16 protein-coding genes are annotated in these 22,047 nt (G+C 72.6%); 7 read left to right on the top strand and 9 right to left on the bottom strand.

Annotated elements, in window-relative coordinates:
• Window positions 1-134: 134 nt before the first annotated feature.
• The 4 genes from ACWC9R_RS13090 to rpsA form a co-directional block, all read right to left on the bottom strand.
• Window positions 135-455 carry a cupin domain-containing protein gene (locus ACWC9R_RS13090; RefSeq protein WP_450731285.1) on the bottom strand — a complete coding sequence of 107 codons (321 nt, stop codon included), beginning with the start codon at window positions 453-455 and terminating at the stop codon, window positions 135-137.
• 170 nt (window positions 456-625) lie between these two features.
• Entirely contained in the window at window positions 626-1,216 is a 591-nt protein-coding gene (gene coaE / locus ACWC9R_RS13085; RefSeq protein ID WP_450731159.1) for a dephospho-CoA kinase, read from the bottom strand.
• A gap of 172 nt (window positions 1,217-1,388) precedes the next feature.
• The gene (locus ACWC9R_RS13080; protein ID WP_450731157.1) at window positions 1,389-2,342 is read right to left on the bottom strand and encodes a PAC2 family protein; all 954 of its coding nucleotides are present in this window, start codon (window positions 2,340-2,342) and stop codon (window positions 1,389-1,391) included.
• Between the two features lie 331 nt (window positions 2,343-2,673).
• A complete protein-coding gene (gene rpsA / locus ACWC9R_RS13075) occupies window positions 2,674-4,194 on the bottom strand; it encodes a 30S ribosomal protein S1 (protein ID WP_129296945.1) in 1,521 nt (506 codons plus the stop codon).
• 376 nt (window positions 4,195-4,570) lie between these two features.
• Between rpsA and ACWC9R_RS13070 the strand changes: the two genes are divergently transcribed.
• Both ACWC9R_RS13070 and hrpB read left to right on the top strand, forming a co-directional pair.
• Window positions 4,571-5,392: a class I SAM-dependent methyltransferase gene (locus ACWC9R_RS13070; RefSeq protein ID WP_450731155.1), complete on the top strand. Its 822-nt coding sequence runs from the start codon at window positions 4,571-4,573 to the stop codon at window positions 5,390-5,392.
• Between the two features lie 46 nt (window positions 5,393-5,438).
• Window positions 5,439-8,048 carry an ATP-dependent helicase HrpB gene (hrpB, locus tag ACWC9R_RS13065; RefSeq protein ID WP_450731153.1) on the top strand — a complete coding sequence of 870 codons (2,610 nt, stop codon included), beginning with the start codon at window positions 5,439-5,441 and terminating at the stop codon, window positions 8,046-8,048.
• Between the two features lie 5 nt (window positions 8,049-8,053).
• Here hrpB and ACWC9R_RS13060 read toward each other — a convergent pair whose 3' ends face one another.
• The 3 genes from ACWC9R_RS13060 to ACWC9R_RS13050 all read right to left on the bottom strand — a co-directional run bounded on the left by ACWC9R_RS13060 (window position 8,054) and on the right by ACWC9R_RS13050 (window position 11,299).
• Window positions 8,054-9,064 (bottom strand): DUF3068 domain-containing protein, encoded by a 1,011-nt coding sequence (locus ACWC9R_RS13060; protein ID WP_450731284.1) that lies wholly within the window; start codon window positions 9,062-9,064, stop codon window positions 8,054-8,056.
• 84 nt (window positions 9,065-9,148) lie between these two features.
• Window positions 9,149-9,283: an SPW_0924 family protein gene (locus tag ACWC9R_RS13055; protein WP_362608132.1), complete on the bottom strand. Its 135-nt coding sequence runs from the start codon at window positions 9,281-9,283 to the stop codon at window positions 9,149-9,151.
• 183 nt (window positions 9,284-9,466) lie between these two features.
• Window positions 9,467-11,299 (bottom strand): lytic transglycosylase domain-containing protein, encoded by a 1,833-nt coding sequence (locus ACWC9R_RS13050; protein ID WP_450731151.1) that lies wholly within the window; start codon window positions 11,297-11,299, stop codon window positions 9,467-9,469.
• 151 nt (window positions 11,300-11,450) lie between these two features.
• On the opposite strand from ACWC9R_RS13050, the gene ACWC9R_RS13045 reads away from it, so the two are divergent.
• Window positions 11,451-12,389, top strand: a complete 939-nt coding sequence (locus ACWC9R_RS13045; protein ID WP_450731149.1) for a DUF4184 family protein — start codon at window positions 11,451-11,453, stop codon at window positions 12,387-12,389.
• A gap of 49 nt (window positions 12,390-12,438) precedes the next feature.
• Here the strand turns inward: ACWC9R_RS13045 and ACWC9R_RS13040 are convergent, their stop codons facing one another.
• Window positions 12,439-13,140, bottom strand: a complete 702-nt coding sequence (locus ACWC9R_RS13040; protein WP_450731147.1) for a rhomboid-like protein — start codon at window positions 13,138-13,140, stop codon at window positions 12,439-12,441.
• Window positions 13,141-13,385: 245 nt separating this feature from the next.
• Window positions 13,386-16,124, bottom strand: coding sequence for a DNA polymerase I (gene polA, locus ACWC9R_RS13035; RefSeq protein ID WP_450731145.1), 2,739 nt, complete (start codon window positions 16,122-16,124; stop codon window positions 13,386-13,388).
• Between the two features lie 217 nt (window positions 16,125-16,341).
• Here polA and ACWC9R_RS13030 point away from each other — a divergent pair, with 217 nt between their 5' ends.
• From ACWC9R_RS13030 to ACWC9R_RS13015, 4 genes are all read left to right on the top strand, one after another.
• The gene (locus tag ACWC9R_RS13030) at window positions 16,342-18,642 is read left to right on the top strand and encodes an FdhF/YdeP family oxidoreductase (protein ID WP_450731143.1); all 2,301 of its coding nucleotides are present in this window, start codon (window positions 16,342-16,344) and stop codon (window positions 18,640-18,642) included.
• Between the two features lie 116 nt (window positions 18,643-18,758).
• Window positions 18,759-19,232: a PaaI family thioesterase gene (locus ACWC9R_RS13025; protein ID WP_362608141.1), complete on the top strand. Its 474-nt coding sequence runs from the start codon at window positions 18,759-18,761 to the stop codon at window positions 19,230-19,232.
• A 489-nt stretch (window positions 19,233-19,721) separates the two neighbouring features.
• Window positions 19,722-20,942, top strand: coding sequence for a branched-chain amino acid ABC transporter substrate-binding protein (locus ACWC9R_RS13020; RefSeq protein WP_450731282.1), 1,221 nt, complete (start codon window positions 19,722-19,724; stop codon window positions 20,940-20,942).
• Between the two features lie 172 nt (window positions 20,943-21,114).
• On the top strand, window positions 21,115-22,044 hold the full coding sequence (locus ACWC9R_RS13015) for a branched-chain amino acid ABC transporter permease (RefSeq protein WP_362608142.1): 930 nt from the start codon (window positions 21,115-21,117) through the stop codon (window positions 22,042-22,044).
• The last annotated feature ends 3 nt before the right edge of the window (window positions 22,045-22,047 follow it).

Below are 22,047 nucleotides of genomic sequence, written 5' to 3'. Positions count from 1 at the left end.
CACCCCACTCCGCCACCCCACCAGCGCCCGCCCCGCTTCGCCCGCCACCACCACGGCCGGGCCGGCCCCGCCCCGCCCCGCCTCGCCCCGCCCCGCCCCGCCCCGCCCCGGCTACAGGCTGCCCCGCCGCACCGCTACAAGCTGATGTGGTAGGCCTTGCGCAGGGTCTCGTGGACGGTCCACCGGGTGCGGTCGCCCTCGCGCAGGACGCAGGCGTCACCGGGGCCGACCTCCAGCACCGGGCCGCCCTCGACCTCGATGGTGGCGCGGCCGCTGACGACCACGAACAGCTCATTGGCCTCGGTGTCCGTCACCACGCCCGGAGTGATCTGCCAGATGCCCCGGATCTGCCGACCGTCGGGGGCCTCCCACAGCACCTTGCCCGTCACCACCGGCTCGCCGGAGACGATCTGGGACGGGTCCAGGGGGTCCGGCTCCAGATCGTCGTCCGCGATGCCGGGGATGTTGACCACGAACGAAGCGGGCGCCGGGTCCCCGGCGGCGGGGGACGCGGCGCCGGCTGCGGCACCGGAGCCGGGCTCGGCGGTGCGGGCGGGCTCTATGTCAGGGGCGTTGGCGTCAAGGCCGGAAGCAGCAGTCATGGCGGCGAGGGTATCGTCCGCCCTCAGGCGGCTCGCAGGCGCTCCCACACGGCGCGGACCTGGGGTTCCAGCGCCTCCAGCGGCCCGTCGTTGTCGATGACGAGATCCGCGACCGCCAGCCGCTGTTCGCGGGTGGCCTGGGCAGCCATCCGTGACTTCGCCTCGTCCTCCGCCATCCCGCGCAGGCGCACCAGCCGGTCCAGCTGGGTCGGAGGGGCGGCGTCGACGACCACCACCAGGTCGTACAGCGGTGCCAGCCCGTTCTCCGTCAGCAGCGGCACGTCGTGCACCACCACCGCGTCCGGACCCGCCGAGGCCTCGAGTTCGGCCGAACGTGCCCCGACCAGCGGATGCACGATCGCGTTCAGCGCCTTGAGCTTCTCGGGATCGGAGAACACGATCCCGCCCAGCTTCGGCCGGTCCAGCGTGCCGTCCGACGCGAGGATCTCGTCCCCGAACTCGTCGACCACTGCCGCGAGTCCGGGCGTTCCCGGCTCGACGACCTCGCGTGCGATCTTGTCCGCGTCCACGATCACGGCGCCGTACGACGCCAGCAAGCGCGAAACCTCACTCTTGCCCGCGCCGATTCCGCCGGTCAGCCCCACCTTCACCATGGGCCCACGCTATACGCTGCGCCCGAACGGCAGGAGACCGCGGCAGGTTCAACCCCCGCCAGTTCAAGGCCCCACCGATTCAGACCCCGGCCGGTGCAGTCCCCCACCACTTCAGCCCCAGCCGGTGCAGGCCCCACCACTTCAGCCCGCCCCCGAAGCAGCCCCCGCCACCTCAGCCCCCACCAGCCCCACCATCCCCCTCCCGCTCCGCGAGAAAGCGCTCGAATTCCCTGCCGATCTCGTCGGCCGACGGCAGTTCCGCGGGCTCGGCCACCAGGTTCCCCCGGCTCTCCGCCCCGGCCACCGCGTCGTACTGGTGCTCCAGCCCACTGACCAGCGCGACCAGTTCCTCGTCGCCCTCGGAGATCTGGCGCTCGATCTCCTCCTGCGTCCGCAGTGCCTCCGTACGCAGCGCATGCGCGGCGCCCGGCAGCACCAGGCCGGTCGCGGCCGTCACCGCCTCCAGAGCGGTCAGTGCGGCATCCGGGTACGCGGACCGGGCGATGTAGTGCGGGACATGCGCCGCCACCCCCAGGACATCGTGTCCGGCCTCCGCCAGCCGGAACTCGATCAACGCCTCAGCGCTGCCGGGCACCTGCGCCTCGTCGAAGAAGCCGCCGTGGCCCGGCATCAGATCGGTGCGGTTGCCGTGCGGGGTGAGGCCCACGGGGCGGGTGTGCGGGACGCCCATGGGGATGCCGTGGAAGTTCACCGAGAGGCGCACGCCCAGCCGCTCCACCATCTCCTGCACGGCGCCCGCGAAACGCTCCCACTCGACGTCCGGTTCGGGTCCCGACAGCAGCAGGAACGGCGCGTCGGTGGTGTCCCGTACGAGCCTCAGTTCGATGCGCGGGGTCTCGTACGCGGTCCAGCGGCTGCGCTCGAAGGTGAGCAGGGGGCGGCGGGAGCGGTAGTCGACGAGGCGGTCGTGGTCGAAGCGGGCGACGACCTCGTTCGGCAGGCCGTCGAGCAGCCGCTCCACGATCTGGTCGCCCGTCTCACCGGCGTCGATGTACCCGTTGAAGTGGTACAGCAGCACCAGTCCGGCGGAGTCCCTGGAGGCAAGCGCCTCGACCTCCGCGAGCCCGCTCGGCTCCCATTCGTACAAACCCTGGGCATCCAACACAGTGACCGCTCCTTCTCGTTCTCATGAGCGGCAACACACGGCCCGGCACAGTCATTCCCGGCACCGCGGATGACCCGGCGCCACGGAGACACCCCGCCCCACCGCGCGCACCGCCCTCCCCGCGCCGGAGCCGGCTCCCCACCGCTCCTCCCCCGCCTCCGGAGGCACCGCTGCGTCAACTCCCCCGCACGGACGGGAAGTTCCCCTTCCGCTCTCCTGGCCGCCCCGGGACCCGTCTCCGGGCACGACGAAGGCCCGCTCCCCCGGAGGGGAACGGGCCTTCGCCTATGGGCTAGTGCCTAGCAGCGCGCACGCTGCCGTGGGCGCAAGCTCAGCTCTGGCCGCCGGCCAGCTTCTCGCGGAGCGCGGCGAGGGCCTCGTCCGACGCCAGGGCGCCGGAGTTGTCCGCCGACTCCGAGGAGTAGGAGCCGCCGCCGCCGGCGTTGCCGCCGCCGGTCTGGCCGCCACCCTGCGCCGCCGGTGCCGCAGCACCCTCGGCCGCAGCCTGCTCGTCGGCCTCGCGGGACTTGATGACCTGAGCCTGGTGCTGCTCGAAGCGCTGCTGCGCCTCGGCGTACTGGTTCTCCCAGGCCTCGCGCTGGGTCTCGTAGCCCTCGAGCCAGTCGTTGGTCTCGGGGTCGAAGCCCTCGGGGTAGATGTAGTTGCCCTGGTCGTCGTAGGACGCGGCCATGCCGTACAGGGTCGGGTCGAACTCGACCGCCGACGGGTCGGCACCGAAGGACTCGTTGGCCTGCTTCAGCGAGAGGCTGATGCGACGGCGCTCGAGGTCGATGTCGATGACCTTGACGAAGATCTCGTCGTTGACCTGGACGACCTGCTCCGGGATCTCCACGTGGCGCTCGGCCAGCTCGGAGATGTGGACCAGGCCCTCGATGCCCTCGTCGACGCGCACGAACGCACCGAAGGGAACGAGCTTGGTGACCTTACCCGGGACGACCTGACCGATCTGGTGGGTCCGGGCGAACTGCTGCCACGGGTCTTCCTGGGTCGCCTTGAGCGACAGGGACACGCGCTCGCGGTCCATGTCGACGTCCAGGACCTCGACCGTGACCTCCTGGCCGACCTCGACGACCTCGGAGGGGTGGTCGATGTGCTTCCAGGACAGCTCGGAGACGTGGACGAGACCGTCGACGCCGCCCAGGTCCACGAAGGCACCGAAGTTGACGATGGAGGAGACGACGCCGGAGCGCACCTGACCCTTCTGGAGGGTGGTGAGGAAGGTCTGGCGGACCTCGCTCTGGGTCTGCTCCAGCCAGGCACGGCGGGACAGGACCACGTTGTTGCGGTTCTTGTCCAGCTCGATGATCTTGGCCTCGAGCTCCTTGCCCACGTAGGGCTGCAGGTCGCGGACGCGGCGCATCTCGACCAGGGAGGCCGGCAGGAAGCCACGGAGGCCGATGTCGAGGATGAGACCACCCTTGACGACCTCGATGACGGTACCGGTGACGATCCCGTCCTCTTCCTTGATCTTCTCGATGGTGCCCCAGGCGCGCTCGTACTGGGCACGCTTCTTCGAGAGGATCAGGCGGCCTTCCTTGTCCTCCTTCTGGAGGACGAGGGCCTCGATCTCGTCACCGACGGCGACGACCTCGTTGGGGTCGACGTCGTGCTTGATCGAGAGCTCGCGGCTCGGGATGACGCCTTCGGTCTTGTAACCGATGTCGAGCAGGACCTCGTCCCGGTCGACCTTCACGATGACGCCGTCGACGATGTCGCCGTCGTTGAAGTACTTGATCGTCTCGTCGATCGCGGCGAGGAAAGCTTCCTCGTTACCGATGTCGTTGACCGCAACCTGCGGGGTGGTGGCGGTGGTCTCGGTGCTGCTCGTCATGTGGGAAAGGGCTCCGGTACGGACATTGAAGTCGTAGGTACTGCTACGCCGAGAGCCCGTATCGCCTCTGCATAAGCCGGACAGTGTGAAGGGCGAATCCTGGAGTAGCTCGCAGATGCAATGCATCCGGAACGATCCGAAACGCCTCAAACCGAGGGGACATACATACAGATGCGAGCGCGGCCTGCTCCGTCTGAGGCGCGCAAGCCCGCAGCGCAACTTGTAGCATACGGGGGCAGCCGGACCCGGTCAATGCGCGAACGCGCACACCCGGGGCGGAAAGCCCCATAAACGGCACACGCGATGTTCCGCGAGGTCGAACGGCCTCACAGTCCCTGCAGCGACAAGCAGAGCACACACTACGACGACGGGCGCGATGAACCAAGACCACGAGCCCGAGGCGACCCGCCGTCACGCCTCGGACACCGAAAGCAGCCGGGCCAGCCGTGGGTGGTGGGACCGCAACGCCGACGAGTACCAGAGCGATCACGGCGCGTTCCTCGGGGACGACCGGTTCGTGTGGGGTCCCGAGGGGCTGGACGAGGCGGAGGCCGCGCTGCTGGGGCCGGCCGCCGATCTGAAGGGGCGGCGCGTCCTGGAGATCGGGGCCGGCGCGGCGCAGTGTTCCCGCTGGCTGGCGGCGCAGGGCGCGCTCCCCGTGGCGCTGGACCTCTCGCACCGGCAGCTCCAGCACGCGCTGCGAATCTCCGGCGGGACGGCGGACGACTCCCCCGCGCTCGTGGAGGCGGACGCCGGGGCGCTGCCGTTCCGCGACGGCAGCTTCGATCTCGCGTGCTCCGCCTACGGGGCGCTGCCGTTCGTCGCCGAGCCGGTACGGGTGCTGCGTGAGGTGCGCCGGGTGCTGCGGCCGGGCGGCCGGTTCGTCTTCTCCGTGTCCCACCCCGTCCGGTGGGCCTTCCCCGACGAGCCGGGGCCCGAGGGGCTGTCCGTGGGGGCCTCCTATTTCGACCGCACCCCCTATGTGGAGCAGGACGAGTCCGGGCGGGCCGTATATGTCGAGCACCACCGGACGCTGGGCGACCGGGTGCGGGACGTGGTGGCCGCCGGGTTCCGGCTGGAGGATCTCGTCGAACCGGAGTGGCCCGACTGGAACACCCAGGAGTGGGGTGGCTGGTCCCCGCTGCGCGGGCATCTGATTCCGGGGACGGCGATCTTCGTGTGCACGGCGGAGGCTTAAGGGGCTGCCGCCCCGGCGGCGTGTCGCGGGGCGGCAGACTGGGGGCGTGATCCGTCGTGACGCCCTTGACCAGCTGCCCGTCCGTACCGCTCTGCCCGCGCTGCGCGCCGCTCTCGACGGGCCCGGGAGCGCGGTGCTGTGCGCCCCGCCGGGTACCGGCAAGACGACGCTGGTGCCGCTGGATCTGGCGGGCCTGACGGGCGCGGGGCCGCAGCGGCGGGTGCTGGTCGCCGAACCGCGCCGGATGGCGGCCCGTGCGGCCGCGCGCCGGATGGCCTGGCTGCTGGGCGAGGAGGTCGGTACGGGGGCCGCTCCCGCGCAGGGCTGGGGCCCGGTGGGGTTCACGGTGCGGGGAGAGCGGCGGGCCGGGCCGCGGACCGCCGTGGAGGTGGTGACCACCGGGGTGCTGCTGCAGCGGCTGCAGCGCGATCCGGAGCTGGCCGGAGTCGATGTGGTGGTGCTCGACGAGTGCCATGAGCGGCATCTCGACGCCGACACCGCCGCGGCGTTCCTCCTGGACGTACGGGAGACCCTGCGCCCCGATCTGCGGCTGGTGGCGGCGTCCGCCACCACGGACGCGGAGGGGTGGGCGCGGCTGCTGGGCGGGGCGCAGGGGGCCGCGCCGGTGGTCGAGGCGGCGGGCGTGTCGCATCCCGTGGAGGTGGTGTGGGCGCCGCCGGAGCGGGCGGTGCGGCCGGCGCACGGGACGCGTGTCGATCCGGCGCTGCTGACGCATGTGGCGGGAGTGGTGCGGCGGGCGCTGCGGGAGCGGTCAGGGGATGTGCTGTGTTTCCTGCCGGGGGTCGGGGAGATCGGGCGGGTCGCCGGGGAGCTGGCCGGGGTGGACGCCGAGGTGCTGCAGGTGCACGGGCGGGCGCCGGCCGAGGTGCAGGACGCCGTGCTGGCGGGCGGGGACGGCGTACGGCGGGTGGTGCTGGCGACGTCGGTGGCGGAGTCCAGCCTGACCGTGCCGGGTGTGCGGGTGGTGGTGGACAGCGGGCTGGCGCGGGTGCCGCGGACGGATCATGCGCGGGGGCTCAGTGCGCTCACCACGGTGCGGGCGTCCCGGGCGGCGGGCCGGCAGCGCGCCGGACGGGCGGGGCGTCAGGCACCGGGGGCGGTGTACCGCTGCTGGCCGGAGGGTGAGGACGGGCGGCTGCCGGCCTTCCCCGATCCGGAGATCAGGGTCGCCGATCTGACGGCGTTCGCGCTGCAGGCGGCCTGCTGGGGCGATCCGGCGGCCGGTGGTCTGGCGCTGCTCGACGCGCCGCCGGCCGGGGCCATGGCCGCGGCCCGGGAGGTGCTGACGGCGATCGGCGCGGTGGACGGGGACGGCCGGGCGACGGAGCGGGGCGTCCGTATGGCGCGGCTCGGACTGCATCCGCGGCTGGCGCGTGCCCTGCTGGACGGGGCGCGGGAGGCCGGGGTGCGGCGCGCGGCGGAGGTGGTCGCCCTGTTGAGCGAGGAGCCGCCGCGGGCCTATGGGGACGATCTGGCGGCCGCGTGGCGTACCGCGCGGCGGGGCGGTGACGCGTACGGGGCGCGGTGGCGGCAGGAGGCGCGGCGGCTGGCGTCGGCGGCCGGGTCGGGCGCGGGCGAGGGACGTGGGAGCGGTGCGGCGCTCACCGAGGACGCCGTGGCGGGTCTGGTGGCCGCGCTGGCGTTTCCGGAGCGGGTGGCCCGGGCGCGTGGGGCCGGGAGTTACCTCATGGCGTCCGGGACCGGCGCCGAACTGGCCGGGGCGCGGGCCGGCCGGGGGGACCGGGCGGGCGCTCCGGGCGCGGGGGCCGGTTCGGGGCTGCGGGACGCGGAGTGGCTGGCGGTGGCGGTGGCGGACCGGCCGGTGGCGTCCGCGTCGGCGCGGGTGCTGCTGGCGGCGGTGATCGACGAGGGGACGGCCCGGGCGGCGGCGCCGGCGTTGTACGCGTCGGGTGAGGAGGTGCGCTGGGCGGACGGGGACGTGGTGGCCCGGCGGGTGACCCGGCTGGGGGCGATCGAGCTGGCGGCGCGGCCGCTGTCCGCGCCCGATCCGGGTCTGCTGCGGGACGCGGTGGTGTCGGGTCTGCGGCGGGAGGGGCTCGGGCTGCTGCGGTGGCCGGAGGCCGGGGTGGCGTTGCGGCAGCGGATGGCGTTCCTGCACCGGGAGTTGGGCGCGCCGTGGCCGGATGTGTCGGATGCGGCGCTGCTGGGGTGCGTCGAGGAGTGGCTGGGGGTGGAGCTCGGGCGGGCGCGGCGGCGGGCCGATCTGGAGCGGGTCGACGCGGGGCAGGCGCTGTCCCGGCTGCTGCCGTGGGCGACCGGCGAGGCGGCCCGGTTCGACGAGCTGGCGCCGGAGCGGATCGAGGTGCCGAGCGGTTCACGGGTGCGGGTGGACTACGGGGGTGCGCAGCCGGTGCTGGCGGTGAAGCTGCAGGAGCTGTTCGGCCTGCAGGAGTCGCCGCGGGTGGCCGGCGGGCGGGTGCCGGTGCTGGTGCATCTGCTGTCGCCCGCGGGGCGGCCGGCCGCCGTCACGGCCGATCTCGCCTCGTTCTGGCGGGACGGCTACCGGTCGGTGCGTGCGGAGTTGCGCGGCCGCTATCCGAAGCATCCCTGGCCGGAGGACCCTTCGGCGGCGGAGCCGACCCGGCACACGTCGGCGCGGCTGCGGCGGGGCTGAGCGGGTCACCGGCCGTCGGCCGCGGGTTCGCCGGCCGGCGCCGCGGTGGCGGGCGGCCCGTCCGGTGCGGTGGCGGGGCGGCGGGCGCGGGCTTCGAGGTACAGGCTGAGGGCGAGCAGGGCGGCGCCGAGGAGCAGGAAGCCCCAGGGGAGGTAGCGGGTGAGCAGCAGGACGAGGGTGCGCTGTGCGGTCACCAGGTCGACGGTGGAGTCCACGTAGTCGCCGCGCATCTTCACATGGCCGGCGAAGGCGGTGACCTTGCCGCCGCCGGGCAGCAGGTCGCCGCCGCGCAGCTCCTCCTGGTGGATCTCCTGGCCGTTGACCGGGGCGCCGGTGACGGGTTCGACCCAGAACATCCGCTTGGTGGTGTACCAGCGGGTGGTGCCCATCTTCCGTACGGACTCCGGGGTGATGCCCTTGACCGGCATCTTCTTGGGGAGGGCGACCCTGGTCCAGGGGATGGTCTGCTCGAAGTAGTAGACCTCCAGGCCGCGGAAGGTACGGGTCCCCTTGTAGTGGATGGGGGCCGAGGTACGGGTCTGGGCGTCGAAGTAGGTGTAGTCGCGCCGTTCGGTGAGGAACGGCCATTTGAACTCGATGCCCTCGCGGCGTACCGGGTCGCCGTCGACCATCTCGCCGGTGGCGTGCACGGGTTCCTGGGTGTGCGCGTCGAAGAGGTAGCGCTCGGGGATCGCGGAGACCATCTTGCCGTCGGGGCCGGCGACGTAGGACAGCGCGTTCCAGACGACGATGTCCCGGCCGGCGGACTTCTCGATCCGGTCGGAGGCCGCGACATCGCCCTTGAGGGTCTGCACGATGGTGACCCTGGGGACGCGTTCGGCCTTCATCGTCCCGTAGTTGAGCAGGGTGGCGGGGACGGCTTCCAGGACCATGTCCTGGTACTGGTTCGGCGGGATCTTGGCGAGCCGGGGGAAGGCGTACCAGCGCATCAGCGGGGACAGGGCGGTGAAGAAGACGGCGCAGGCGAGCAGGGTCAGGCTCGCCCGGCGGCGCATACCGCGGGGCGGCCGGCGCCGGCCGTTGGCGGACGGGCCCTGGGGGGTTGGCTCGGTACGGCGCATGGCGGTCGCGTCCCTCCCTCAGGGGTGCTTGGGGACGGTGGTCAGCAGCGGTTTGGGGGAGGTGGTGCCGCTGGGCGCACCGGTCGCCGTGAGGGTGAGGACGAGGGCGAGCGCCGCGGCCAGTCCGACCGCGGCTGCTGTCAGGGCGCGCATGGCCGGCCTCCCGGGATCTGATACGGCGTCAGGGCGGGGGCACCGTAGCAACGGGCGGCGGAGATGAGAACACATGGCACCGCCGTCCTGCCCGGGACGGCGGGCAGGACGGCGGAGACCGGCCGGGCGCGGAGGGCGGCCCGGGGTGCGGTACCGGCCGGGTGGACGGGCCGGTTGGGTGGGTCAGGAGCGGGCCGGGGCGGCGACCTTCAGCTTGACGGTGAGGACGGCGCCGTCGGCGGTGGTCAGCCGCAGCAGGAAGGTTCCCGGGTGTGCGTCGGTGTAGATCTTCGGGAGTTTCAGCAGGCCGTCGGCGTCCGTGGTGAGTCCGGTGAGGGTGCGGACCGGCTTGTCCTTGGTGGCGCGGGGGGCGGCGGGGTCCTTGAAGTAGGGGCCCTTGTCGTTCTCCACGGGGTGGTCCGGGTCGGCGGTGACCATGGTGGCGGTGACCGCGACGCCCGCCGCGGCCTCGCCCTGGTAGGTCGCCTTGATCTCGACGGCGTCCTCCGCGAAGGCCTTCCCGGCGGTCGCGGTCAGCTCCTTGTCCGAGGTGCGGGCGAGCTTGTCGGCCTTCGGGGCGGGCCGGGGCTTGACGGTGGCGCCGATCTCGACGGCGGGCGCGGTGCCCCGCACGGTGGTGGCCAGGACGCGGAAGGCACCGGTCCGGTCGCCCGCACGGAGGGTGGGTGCGGTGGCCAGGCCGCTCTTGTCGGTCTTGACGGTGACGGCGGTGGCGTCACCGGGGAAGCGGGCGTCGGTGGCCTTCGGGAGGGTGAAGCGGACGGGGGCGCCGGCGACCGGCTTGCCCTGGGAGTCCTGGGCGCGGACCTGCGGCGCGTGGGCGAACTCTGCGCCCGCGGTGGCGCTCAGGTCCGTCTCGCCGACCCGTACGAGGGCGGCGGGGCGCGCGGGTCCGGTGGGCGGCTCGGGGGTGGGGGTGGGCTTCGGGGCGGGTGGCTCGGTGCCGCCCGGTGTGGGGCCGGTGCCGTCCGGGCGTCCCGGCGTGCCGGGGTCGTGCTGCTGCCCCTTGCCGGGCTTGTGTCCCTTGCCGGGCTTGCCGGGCTTCTCGGACTTGCCGGGGCGCGGGCTCTGGCCCGGCTTGTCGCCGGTGCCGTGGCCGTGCCCCCGCTGCCCTTCGGACCGGCCGCCGTGGTCGTCGCCGTGCCGGCCGGAGTCGCGGTGGACCGGCAGGACGCCCGTACCGTCCGGCACCTCATGGGTGCCGTTACGGTAGAACGCGTACCAGGACAGCACCGTGCGGAGGTACTCCTCGGAGTGGTTGTAGCCGAGGATCGCCCGGTCCAGGTCCTGCTGGGCCGTCAGGTCGCGGCCGCCGGCGCAGAGGTAGCCGCCCGCGGCGAGCGCCGCGTCGAAGACGTTGTGCGGGTCCTTCTTGCCGTCGCCGTTGCCGTCGGCGCCCCAGCCGGTGCCGTCGGGGCCGCCGTCGGACCAGGTGGACGGGATGAACTGCATCGGGCCCACGGCACGGTCGTGGGTGAGGTCGCCGTCGTAGCGGCCCGCGTCGGTGTCGGTGATCCGCGCGAAGCCGCGGCCGTTGAGCTGGGGGCCGAGTATCGGCTGGAGGGTGGTGCCTTCGGCGTCGACCGCTCCGCCGCGCGCCTGGCCGGACTCGACCTTGCCGATCCCGGCGAGCAGCTGCCAGGGCAGCCGGCAGCCCGGGTCGGAGGCGTCGATGGTGGACGCGGCCTTCTTGTAGGCGGCCAGGACGGTGGCGGGGAGACCGGCCTCGGCGTGGCCCTTGCCGGTGGCCGGGCCCTGGCCCTTGTGGTGCGAACCCCGGGGCGGCACCGGGCTGTTGAGGGGCGGCAGGTCGGTGAAGTACCCGGCACCGCCGTCGATCGGGACGTCCGCGGGAGGCGGGGCCGGCTGCCGTTCGGCGGCCGCTTCGCCGGTGGCGCCCGGCGCCTGAGAGGCGGTCAGCGCGGCAAGCACCAGGGCCGCCACGGCCGTCGAGGCCGCTCCCCTGTGGAGCCGCCGTCGGAATGTGGCTGCCATACGTGGTTCCCCTCCGCATTGCCGTACCGCGCTCCTGACGCGGTATCGCGCTCCCCCAGCGCTCCAACTCAGGCGAGACTACGACAACTCGGGCCCGGCATCTACCACCCACATCACCCAATAATGATCGCAACCGATCGAGGAGAGGCATATGCCGTTCACGCTCAGCCACGCCGCCGCGGTGCTCCCCGCCGTCCGGCGAACCGGCGCGGCCCGGGGCCCGCTGGTCGCCTCGGCGCTCGTGGCGGGGTCGTTCGCACCCGATATGACGTACTACGCGGACACTTTGGTTCCGGGCGGGATGGCCTTCGGTGAGGTGACCCACTCGCTGACCGGGGTGCTGACCGTGGATGTGCTGGTCACCGTGGTGCTCGTGGCCGGCTGGCTGCTGGTGCGCGAGCCGTTGACCGCGCTGGTGCCCCGGACCTGGCGGGGCCCGGTCCACGCCTTCCTGCGCGGCCGGCCCTGGCAGCCCCGTGGGCCTCGCGAACTCGCCGTCCTGGTGGGCGGGTTCCTGGTCTCGGCGGTACTCGGGGCGGCGACCCACGTGGTCTGGGACGCCTTCACCCACCCGGGCCGCTGGGGCACCCGGCTGGTGCCCGGGCTGGACCGGGTGGTGGGCGGACTGCCGGTCTACACGTATGTCCAGTACGGGACCTCGGCGCTCGCGCTGGCCGGGATGGCCGCGTTCGTGTGGCCGGTCCTCCGGGGGCGGGGCGCTACGGCGGCGGCCGCCGCTCCGCCGGCCGCGGTGCCGGAGCTGTCCGTACGGCTGCGGCTGCTGCTGACCGCCCCGCTCGCGCTGTGCGTGGTGGCCGGCGCCGTGCACCGGGTCCTGCGGGCGCGCGCCGTGTACGGTCCCGCGGCGAGTGCACTCGACTACCTGCCGACCGCGCTCTTCGGCGCCGGGGCCGGCCTCGTCCTCGGGCTGCCGCTCTTCGCGGTGGCCGTACGGCTGCTGCACCGCCGCACCCGGGCGGCCGGCGCCACGGGGCGGCTGCCGGCGCCCGCGGAGCGGACCGCGCCCCGGGAGGTGTCACCGTCGGGCGCCGCGGCAGGGTCACGGAACAGGCCGCCCGGCGGCGCGTGACGGCGCCCGGCGCACCCGCCGGGCCTCCGCGCCGCCGCACCGCGTCGGGCTACTCGGCGAGGGCCGCGTCGGGCTGCGGCACCGGAGCCGGGACGGCCCGGCGGGCGGCGCGCAGCAGGAAGGCGCCGCAGCCGAAGCCGATGGCGGCCGCCAGCAGATGGCCCACGGTGGTGAAGTCGGGCAGCACCCCGCTCCAGTCGCCGCCGAGCACCGGCCAGGCGACGACACCGGCCGCCGCGAGCCACCGCGCCCGGCGCAGCAGGAGTGCCCCCGCCGCGAGCACCGTCTCGGCCCCGTAGCTGATGCCGAAGTCGGCGGCGTGCCGGACGCTGTCCGGGTACCAGCCGTGGGCGAGGGCCACCTGGATCACCGGCACGGTGAGCAGCGTGGCCCCGAGGTGTCCCAGGACGAAGACGCCGTAGGCCCGTCCCGCTCCGTACCGGCGCTCCAGCCACGCCAGGCAGACGATGACGCCGAGCCCGAGCGTGATCAGCGTGCCGGCGAAGGCCTCCGAGGTGACCTCGGTCAGCGTGCCGTCGAAGAACAGCATGCTGCCCGCCAGCGCGCGGAGCGGACGGTCCTGGAGATTGTCCAGATGGGTGCTGATGCCGAGCATCACCCGCTGGGCCTCGGCGGTGGACAGCACCGCGGTGCACCACAGATGGGTCGACAACAGCAGTCCGGCATAGCCGGCCGTGACCGGGCTGCGGGAGACATAGGTGCCCAGAGCGCGGGCCACACGGCGTATCACGGGGTGATCAAAGCAGGTGCTTTCCCCGTGAACAAGATCCATGACGCGCCGGGCGACGACCGGGGCGGGCTCCTGCCGCACGGGCCGGAACGGGGCGCAACTCGGCGCGGGGCGGGCGGGGTTGGGGCAGGGCGGCAGGTGGTGGTGCGGCACGGTGCGGCGGTGACAGCGCCGCACGGGCCGGTGGCCGGCACGAGCCGGTGGCGCCGCGGCTTGCCCGCGCCGCCACCGGCCCGCTTCCCGGCTCAGTGCGCCGCGGACTCCCAGTCCTTGCCGGAGCCGACCGAGACGTCCAGCGGGGCGCTCAGTTCGACGGCCGCGGCCATTTCGCGGCGGACCAGTTCCTCGACCTTCTTGCGTTCGCCCGGGGCCACCTCGACCACGATTTCGTCGTGGACCTGGAGCAGCATCCGGGACTCCAGCTCCGCGGCCCGCAGTGCCGCGTCGACCCGCAGCATCGCGATCTTGACGATATCGGCGGCGGTGCCCTGGATCGGGGCGTTCAGCGCCATCCGCTCGGCCATCTCGCGGCGCTGGCGGTTGTCGCTGTTGAGGTCGGGGAGGTAGCGGCGGCGGCCGAGCATCGTCTCCGTGTAGCCGGTGGCGCGGGCCTCCTCCACGACGCGCTGGAGGTAGTCGCGCACCCCGCCGAAGCGCTCGAAGAAGTTGTCCATCAGCTTGCGGGCCTCGTCGGGCTGGATGCCCAGCTGCTGGGAGAGGCCGAAGGCCGACAGCCCGTATGCCAGGCCGTAGGACATCGCCTTGATCTTGCGGCGCATCTCCGGGTCGACCTGCGCCGTGTCGACCGAGAAGACATGCGAGGCGACGGTGGTGTGCAGGTCCTCGCCGGAGGTGAACGCCTCGATCAGGCCCTCGTCCTCGGAGAGATGGGCCATCACCCGCAGCTCGATCTGGCTGTAGTCGGCGGTCAGCAGCGACTCGAAGCCCTCGCCGACGACGAAGCCCCGGCGGATCGCCCGGCCCTCGTCCGTGCGCACCGGGATGTTCTGCAGGTTGGGGTCCGTGGAGGAGAGCCGGCCGGTGGCCGCCACGGTCTGGTTGAAGGTGGTGTGGATGCGGCCGTCGGCGGCGATGGTCTTGATCAGGCCCTCGACGGTCGTGCGCAGCTTGGCCTGCTCACGGTGCCGGAGCATGATCACCGGGAGTTCGTTGTCGGTCTGCGATGCCAGCCAGGCCAGCGCGTCGGCGTCGGTGGTGTAGCCCGTCTTGGTCTTCTTGGTCCTGGGCAGGCCCAGTTCGCCGAAGAGGACCTCCTGGAGCTGCTTGGGCGACCCCAGGTTGAACTCGTGGCCCGCGGCGGCGTGCGCCTCCTTGACGGCCTGCTGCACGGCGCCGGCGAACTGCTGCTCCATCCGCTCCAGCCAGCCACGGTCCGCGGCGATACCGGCCCGCTCCATCCGGGCCAGCAGCCGGCTCGTCGGCAGCTCCACGTCGCGCAGCAGCTCGGCGGCGCCGACCTCGGCCAGCTTCGTCCCGAACGCCGTGCCCAGGTCGAGGACCGTACGGGCCTGGCCCATCAGGGCGTCCGCCTCGGCCTCCTCGTCCGCGCCGAACGCCAGCTGGCCGTCACCGGCCGCCGCCGGGGCGAGGTCACGCCCCAGGTATTCGAGGGACAGCGCGTCCAGGGCGAAGGAGCGGCGGCCCGGCTTGACCAGGTAGGCGGCCAGCGCGGTGTCCATGGTGACGCCGTCGATGCGCCAGCCGTGCTCGCCGAAGACCCGCATCAGGCCCTTGGCGTTGTGCATCACCTTGGGGCGGTCGGCGTCCGCGCTCCAGGCGGCGAAGGCCTGCTCGTCGGCCTCGTCGAGCTGGGCCGGGTCGAACCAGGCGGCCGGGCCGTCGGCGGCGGCCAGCGCCACCTCGGCGACGCTGCCGCTGCCCAGCGTCCAGACGTCGACCGTGGCGACACCCAGCGGCCCCGCGCCGTGGGCGGCCAGCCACGGAGCGAGTTCCCCGGTGCCGATGACCGTGCCGTCCACCTCGACGCCGGCGGCGGGGGCGGCCTGCTCGGCGGCCTCCTCGGCGCCCGGGTCGACGGCGTGCAGCCGGTCCCGCAGGCCCTGGTTGCGGATCTCCAGGCCGTTGAGGAACACCGTGAGCGCGTCACGGTCGTACGCCGCGCGGGTCAGGTCCGCCGGGCCGCACGGCAGCTCGACGTCGCGCACCATCTCGGTCAGCCGGCGGTTGAGCTTCACCGCGTCCAGGTGCTCGCGGAGGTTGGCGCCCGCCTTGCCCTTGACCTCGTCGACGCGCTCCACCAACTCGGCGAAGGAACCGAACTGGTTGATCCACTTCGTGGCGGTCTTCTCGCCGACGCCGGGGATGCCGGGGAGGTTGTCGGACGGGTCGCCGCGCAGCGCGGCGAAGTCCGGGTACTGGGCGGGGGTCAGGCCGTACTTCTCGAAGACCTTCTCCGGGGTGAAGCGGGTCAGCTCGGAGACGCCCTTGGTGGGGTAGAGCACCGTGACGTCGTCGGAGACCAGCTGGAAGGAGTCGCGGTCGCCGGTGACGATCGAGACCTCGAAGCCCTGCGCGGTGGCCTGCTCGGTGAGCGTGGCGATGACGTCGTCGGCCTCGAAGCCCTCGATCGCGAAGCGCTTGACCCGCATCGCGTCGAGCATCTCGCCGATCAGCTCGACCTGGCCCTTGAACTCGTCGGGCGTCTTGGAGCGGTTCGCCTTGTAGTCGGCGAACTCCTCGGACCGCCAGGTCTTGCGGGAGACGTCGAACGCCACCGCGAAATGCGTGGGCGCCTCGTCACGCAGGGTGTTCGCGAGCATCGACGCGAAGCCGTAGATCGCATTGGTCGGTTGTCCCGTGACGGTCGTGAAATTCTCCACGGGCAGGGCGAAGAACGCCCGGTATGCCATGGAATGCCCGTCCATCAGGAGCAGACGGGGGCGGCCGCCCGCCGCCGCTTCGGTCCCGGTCGCTTCGCTCTTCTTCGCTGCCTTTGCTGCCACGCCCCCGATCCTGCCACGCCGCACTGACAATCCCCGCCGCGGCGGCCCCGGCCCCGCCCGCACCCCGCCGCTCCCCCGGCCCGCACCGCTGATCCCCGCCCCCGGCGATCGCCGCTACACCGCCCCGGCGCGTCCGTGACAGGATCTGATGCGTACGGCAACGATCCGCCATGTCCCGGCGGACCACGCCCCGGCTCACGGCTCAAGGGAGAGCGCCATGGCAGGCAAGCCGCCCGCGTCGGACCCCGTCCAGGACGCGCCCGAGGTCAGCGGACCCCAGCACTCCGCCGTCGGGCTGCCGGCGCTCACCCACGCCCTGCGCATGTCCCAGCAGCAGATGGGCGTCCGCCGCACCGCCCTCACCCTCCTGCGCGTCAACCAGCCGGACGGCTTCGACTGCCCCGGCTGCGCCTGGCCCGAGCCCGACAAGCCGCACACCGCCGAGTTCTGCGAGAACGGCGCCAAGGCCGTCGCCGAGGAGGCCACCCTGCGCCGGGTCACCCCGGACTTCTTCGCCGCGCACTCCGTCGCCGACCTCGCGACCCGCAGCGGCTACTGGCTCGGCCAGCAGGGCCGCCTCACCCACCCGATGTACCTCGCCGAGGGCGCCGACCACTACGAGCCGGTGACCTGGGAGCGGGTCTTCGACATCATCGGCGAGGAACTGACCGCCCTCGGCTCCCCCGACGAGGCCGTCTTCTACACCTCCGGCCGCACCAGCAACGAGGCCGCCTTCCTCTACCAGCTGTTCGCCCGCGAGTTCGGCACCAACAACCTCCCCGACTGCTCCAACATGTGCCACGAGTCGTCGGGCACCGCCCTGACGGAGACCATCGGCATCGGCAAGGGCAGCGTCCTCCTGGAGGACCTCTACCAGGCCGACCTGATCATCGTCGCCGGGCAGAACCCGGGCACCAACCACCCGCGGATGCTGACCGCCCTGGAGAAGGCCAAGGCCGGCGGCGCGAAGATCATCTCGATCAACCCGCTGCCCGAGGCCGGACTGGAGCGCTTCAAGAACCCGCAGACCGCGCGCGGCCTGGCCGGCGGCGGCACCGCGCTCACCGACCTCTTCCTCCAGGTGCGTCTCGGCGGCGACCAGGCGCTCTTCCGCGCCCTCAACCGCCTCCTCCTCGACACCGACGGAGCCCTCGACGAGGACTTCATCCGCGAACACACCCACGGCTTCGAGGAGTTCGCCCGCACCGCCCGCGCCGATGACGACTGGGACGAGACGCTCCGCGCCACCGGCCTGACCCGCGAGGAGATCGACCGCGCGCTCGCCATGGTCCTCGCCTCACGCCGCACCATCGTCTGCTGGGCCATGGGCCTGACCCAGCACAAGCACTCCGTCCCCACCATCCAGGAAGTCGTCAACTTCCTGCTGCTGCGCGGCAACATCGGCCGCCCCGGCGCCGGCGTCTGCCCCGTACGCGGCCACAGCAACGTCCAGGGCGACCGCACCATGGGCATCTTCGAACGGCCCGCGCCCGCCTTCCTCGACGCCCTGGAGAAGGAGTTCGGCTTCGCCCCGCCCCGGGAACACGGCCTCGACGTCGTCCGCGCCATCCGCGCCCTGCGCGACGGGCAGGCCAAGGTGTTCTTCGCGATGGGCGGCAACTTCGTCTCCGCCACCCCCGACACCGACGTCACCGAGGCCGCCATGCGCCGCGCCCGGCTGACCGTCCACGTCTCCACCAAGCTCAACCGCTCGCATGTGATCACCGGCGCCCGCGCGCTGATCCTGCCGACCCTGGGCCGTACGGAACGCGATGTGCAGACCGGCCCCGACGGGCGGCGCACCGAACAGTTCGTCACGGTCGAGGACTCCATGGGCATGGTGCACGCCTCCCGCGGCCGTCTGGAGCCCGCCGGCCCCGAGCTGCTGTCCGAGACGGCAATCGTCGCCCGCCTGGCCCGCCGCGTCCTGGGCGCCGCGAGCCGCACCCCCTGGGAGGAGTTCGCGCGGGACTACGCCACCATCCGCGACCGCATCTCCCGTGTCATCCCGGGCTTCGAGGACTTCAACACCCGGGTCGCCCGCCCCGGGGGCTTCGTCCTCCCGCACGCCCCCCGGGACAGCCGCAGCTTCCCCACCGCCACCGGGAAGGCCAACTTCACCGCCGCGCCCGTCAGTTACCCCGCCACCCCCGAAGGACGGCTGCTGCTGCAGACGCTGCGCTCCCACGACCAGTACAACACCACCGTCTACGGCCTCGACGACCGCTACCGCGGCATCAAAAACGGCCGCCGCGTGGTGCTCGTGCACCCCGACGACGCCCGCGAACGGGGCCTGGCCGACGGCGCGTACACCGACCTGGTCAGCGAGTGGACGGACGGCAGCGAACGGCGCGCGCCCGGCTTCCGCGTCGTGCACTACCCGACGGCCCGCGGCTGCGCGGCCGCGTACTACCCCGAGACCAACGTCCTCATCCCGCTGGACCACACCGCCGACACCAGCAACACCCCCGCCGCCAAGTCCGTGGTGATCCGCCTGGAGAGCCCCCGCGAGGACTGACCGCCCACGGGACGGGCGGCGGGAACCACGACCCCGCGCTGAGCGCTTGCTCAGGCGCCTGATAGGAACAGGCACGGATCGACGACGATCACGGGCGAGCGAACGGAGCCGTAGGCATGGGTGAGCGCAGCACGACCAACTTTCCGCAGGAGATCCTCGACCAGTGGGCCGGCCTCGGCCTCGACCTGCCCTCGTTCTTCTCCGCCGGACACCTCGGCGAGCGGATGAGCGTGCAGGTCACCGACGCCGCCCCCGACCGGGTCGTCGGCACCATGCCCGTCGAGGGCAACACCCAGCCCTACGGACTGCTGCACGGCGGCGCCTCGGCCGTCCTCGCCGAGACCCTCGGCTCCGTCGGCGCCATGCTCCACGGCGGCCCCACCAAGCTCGCCGTCGGCGTCGACCTGAACTGCACCCACCACCGCGGCGTGCGCTCCGGCCTGGTCACCGGTGTCGCCACCCCCGTCCACCGCGGCCGCTCCACCGCCACCTACGAGATCGTGATCACCGACGAACAGGACAAGCGGGTCTGCACCGCCCGGCTGACCTGCATGCTCCGCGACGTGGACGCCGACGCCTACCGCGGCTGACCCGCCCCGGACGGCCCACCGCCGCAAGCCGCCACGGCCCCGCACCCGGTCACGGGAGCGGGGCCGTCCGCATGTCCGTAACGCTGCGTGACCCCGGCGCGGTGCGGCGCCCGGCCCAACTGCCGTACCCCCCACGGGCATCGGCACCGCCGCACCCGGCGCATCCGCTATCCGGACGCCGCTGCTGCACCGCGCGCCCTAATACGCCCGTGGAAGTGCGAGTTCGCCCTCCGCACCGTGTTCGCCCTGCGGTGTAAGGACCATAACGGCATAACGCTCATCGAAGGTCATAACAAGAGCGTCACATCATGCTCGGCGCCTCTGCCGGTGCGGCGAACACCGGCTTAGAGTCACCGCCAGTCACCGCGCCGCCGGGCTCACTGACGAAGCACGCACCTTCGCTGCCCAGCGCAGCCCCGGCCGCCGCGGAACGGCCATGCGACAGCCGTGGCCGCGCCAGGGAAAGGACTGATCGTGCGTCACCGTTCCTTGCTTCTCCTCACCACCGCAGTCACCGCCGGCGCCCTCACGCTCTCCGCGTGCGGCTCCCGCGGCGACGACAAGAGCGGCGACGGCTCCAAGACAACCGTCGTCATCGGCCTCGACGCCCCCACCACCGGCGAGCTCTCCGCCCTGGGCCTGGGCATCCGCAACTCCGCCCAGCTCGCCATCGACACCGCCAACAAGGCCGGCGAGGTCGACGGCGTCACCTTCAAGCTCGAAGCCCTCGACGACAAGGCCCTCCCCAACGCCGGCCAGCAGAACGCCACCAAACTCGCCGGCGACAAGGACGTACTCGGCATCGTCGGCCCGCTCAACTCCGGCGTCGCCCAGTCCATGCAGCAGGTCGCCCAGCAGAACAACCTCACCCTGATCTCGCCGGCGAACACCACGCCCGACCTCACCCAGGGCAAGGACTGGAAGCAGAACAAGCGCGTCCGCCCCTTCTCCACCTACTTCCGCACCGCCACCACCGACGAGGTGCAGGGCGCCTTCGACGGCCAGTACGCGTGGGAGAAGATGAAGGCCAAGAAGGCCTACGTGATCGACGACCAGAAGACCTACGGCGTCGGCCTGGCCTCCTCCTTCAAGGACCAGTTCAGCAAGCTCGGCGGCAAGATCGCCGGCACCGAACACGTCAGCCCCGACGACCGTGACTTCAAGGCCGTCGTCTCCAAGGTCAAGTCCGCCAAGCCCGACCTGGTCTTCTACGGCGGCGAATACCCCGCCTCCGGCCCGCTCAGCCAGCAGCTCAAGGACGGCGGCGTCACCGTCCCCCTCATGGGCGGCGACGGCATGTACAGCGGCGACTACATCAAGCTCAACAAGAAGGCACAGGGCGACTACGCCTCCTCCGTCGGCAAGCCCGTCGAGGAACTCCCCTCCGCCAAGAAGTTCATCGCCGACTACAAGGCAGCCGGCTTCAAGGAGTCCTACGAGGCCTATGGCGGCTCCGCCTACGACTCGACCTGGGCCATCATCCAGGCCGTGAAGAAGGTCGTCGCGGACAACGACGCCAAGCTGCCCGACGACGCCCGCAAGAAGGTCGTCGACGCGATGAACAAGGTCACCTTCGACGGAGTCACCGGTCCCATCGCCTTCGACAAATACGGCGACACCACCAACACCATGATCACCGCCTACCAGGTCGACAAGGGCGCCTGGGCCTCCCGATTCAGCGCCGAATTCAAGAAGTTCGACAAGAGCTGACCCACCGCACCACCCCACACCACCCGGGCCGCGCCAGGACGCACCAACGCCCCTGGCGCGGCCCGCGGCACCCCGGGACAGCCCGGACTCTCCCCACTCCCACCCGGCCTGGATGATCCCTCGCTCCAACCGGCCCGGAGAACCCTCACTCCCACGCAACGGAGGCCCTGCGGTGAGCGAACTGCCGCAACAGCTGGCCAACGGACTCATCCTCGGCGCGATGTACGGACTCATCGCGATCGGCTACACGATGGTCTACGGAATCGTCCAGCTCATCAACTTCGCCCATGGCGAGATCTTCATGGTCGGCGGCTTCGGAGCGCTCAGCGTCTTCCTCGCACTGCCCGCCGGCACCTCCCTCGCCCTCGCCCTGCCCGCCATGCTCCTCGGCGGCATCGCGGTATCCGTCCTCGTCGGCATAGCCGCCGAACGCTTCGCCTACCGGCCCCTGCGCGGCGCCCCCCGCCTCGCCCCCCTCATCACCGCCATCGGCCTGTCCATCGCCCTCCAGCAAGCCGTCTGGAAGTGGTACCCCGACGGCAAACAGGCCCGCGTCTTCCCCCAGTTCAAGGGCGACGCCTTCGAGATCCTCGGCGCCACCGTCCAGCGCGGCGACCTCTTCGTCCTCGTCGCCGCCCCCGCCTGCATGATCGCCCTCGGCTTCTTCGTCGCCAAGACCCGCAGCGGCCGCGCCATGCAGGCCACCGCGCAGGACCCCGACACCGCCAAGCTCATGGGCATCAACACCGACCGCATCATCGTCCTCGCCTTCGCCATCGGCGCCGCCTTCGCCGGCGTCGCCGCCGTCGCCTACGGACTGCGCACCGGCGAGGTCCAGTTCCGCATGGGCTTCATCATGGGCCTCAAGGCCTTCACCGCAGCCGTGCTCGGCGGCATCGGCAACATCTACGGCGCCATGCTCGGCGGCGTCGTCCTCGGCGTCGCCGAAGCCCTCGCCACCGCCTACATCGAGGAAATCCCCGGCATGCAGCAATTCGGCGGCGGAGCCTGGAAGGACGTCTGGGCCTTCGTCCTCCTCATCCTCGTACTCCTGCTGCGACCACAAGGCCTCCTGGGCGAACGCGTCGCGGATCGGGCGTGATAC

The organism is Streptomyces sp. NPDC001219 (genome assembly GCF_053597915.1).
Note: the sequence above shows the minus strand (reverse complement) of the source record. Positions and strands in the feature narration are given on the sequence as shown.

What these genes read in the sequence shown, in the direction of transcription:
- coaE (WP_450731159.1), bottom strand. Translation starts at nt 1,216, where the DNA reads ATGGTGAAGGTGGGGCTGACCGGCGGAATCGGCGCGGGCAAGAGTGAG.
- rpsA (WP_129296945.1), bottom strand. Translation starts at nt 4,194, where the DNA reads ATGACGAGCAGCACCGAGACCACCGCCACCACCCCGCAGGTTGCGGTC.
- ACWC9R_RS13070 (WP_450731155.1), top strand. Translation starts at nt 4,571, where the DNA reads ATGAACCAAGACCACGAGCCCGAGGCGACCCGCCGTCACGCCTCGGAC.
- ACWC9R_RS13060 (WP_450731284.1), bottom strand. Translation starts at nt 9,064, where the DNA reads ATGCGCCGCCGGGCGAGCCTGACCCTGCTCGCCTGCGCCGTCTTCTTC.
- ACWC9R_RS13055 (WP_362608132.1), bottom strand. Translation starts at nt 9,283, where the DNA reads ATGCGCGCCCTGACAGCAGCCGCGGTCGGACTGGCCGCGGCGCTCGCC.
- ACWC9R_RS13050 (WP_450731151.1), bottom strand. Translation starts at nt 11,299, where the DNA reads ATGGCAGCCACATTCCGACGGCGGCTCCACAGGGGAGCGGCCTCGACG.
- ACWC9R_RS13045 (WP_450731149.1), top strand. Translation starts at nt 11,451, where the DNA reads ATGCCGTTCACGCTCAGCCACGCCGCCGCGGTGCTCCCCGCCGTCCGG.
- ACWC9R_RS13030 (WP_450731143.1), top strand. Translation starts at nt 16,342, where the DNA reads ATGGCAGGCAAGCCGCCCGCGTCGGACCCCGTCCAGGACGCGCCCGAG.
- ACWC9R_RS13025 (WP_362608141.1), top strand. Translation starts at nt 18,759, where the DNA reads ATGGGTGAGCGCAGCACGACCAACTTTCCGCAGGAGATCCTCGACCAG.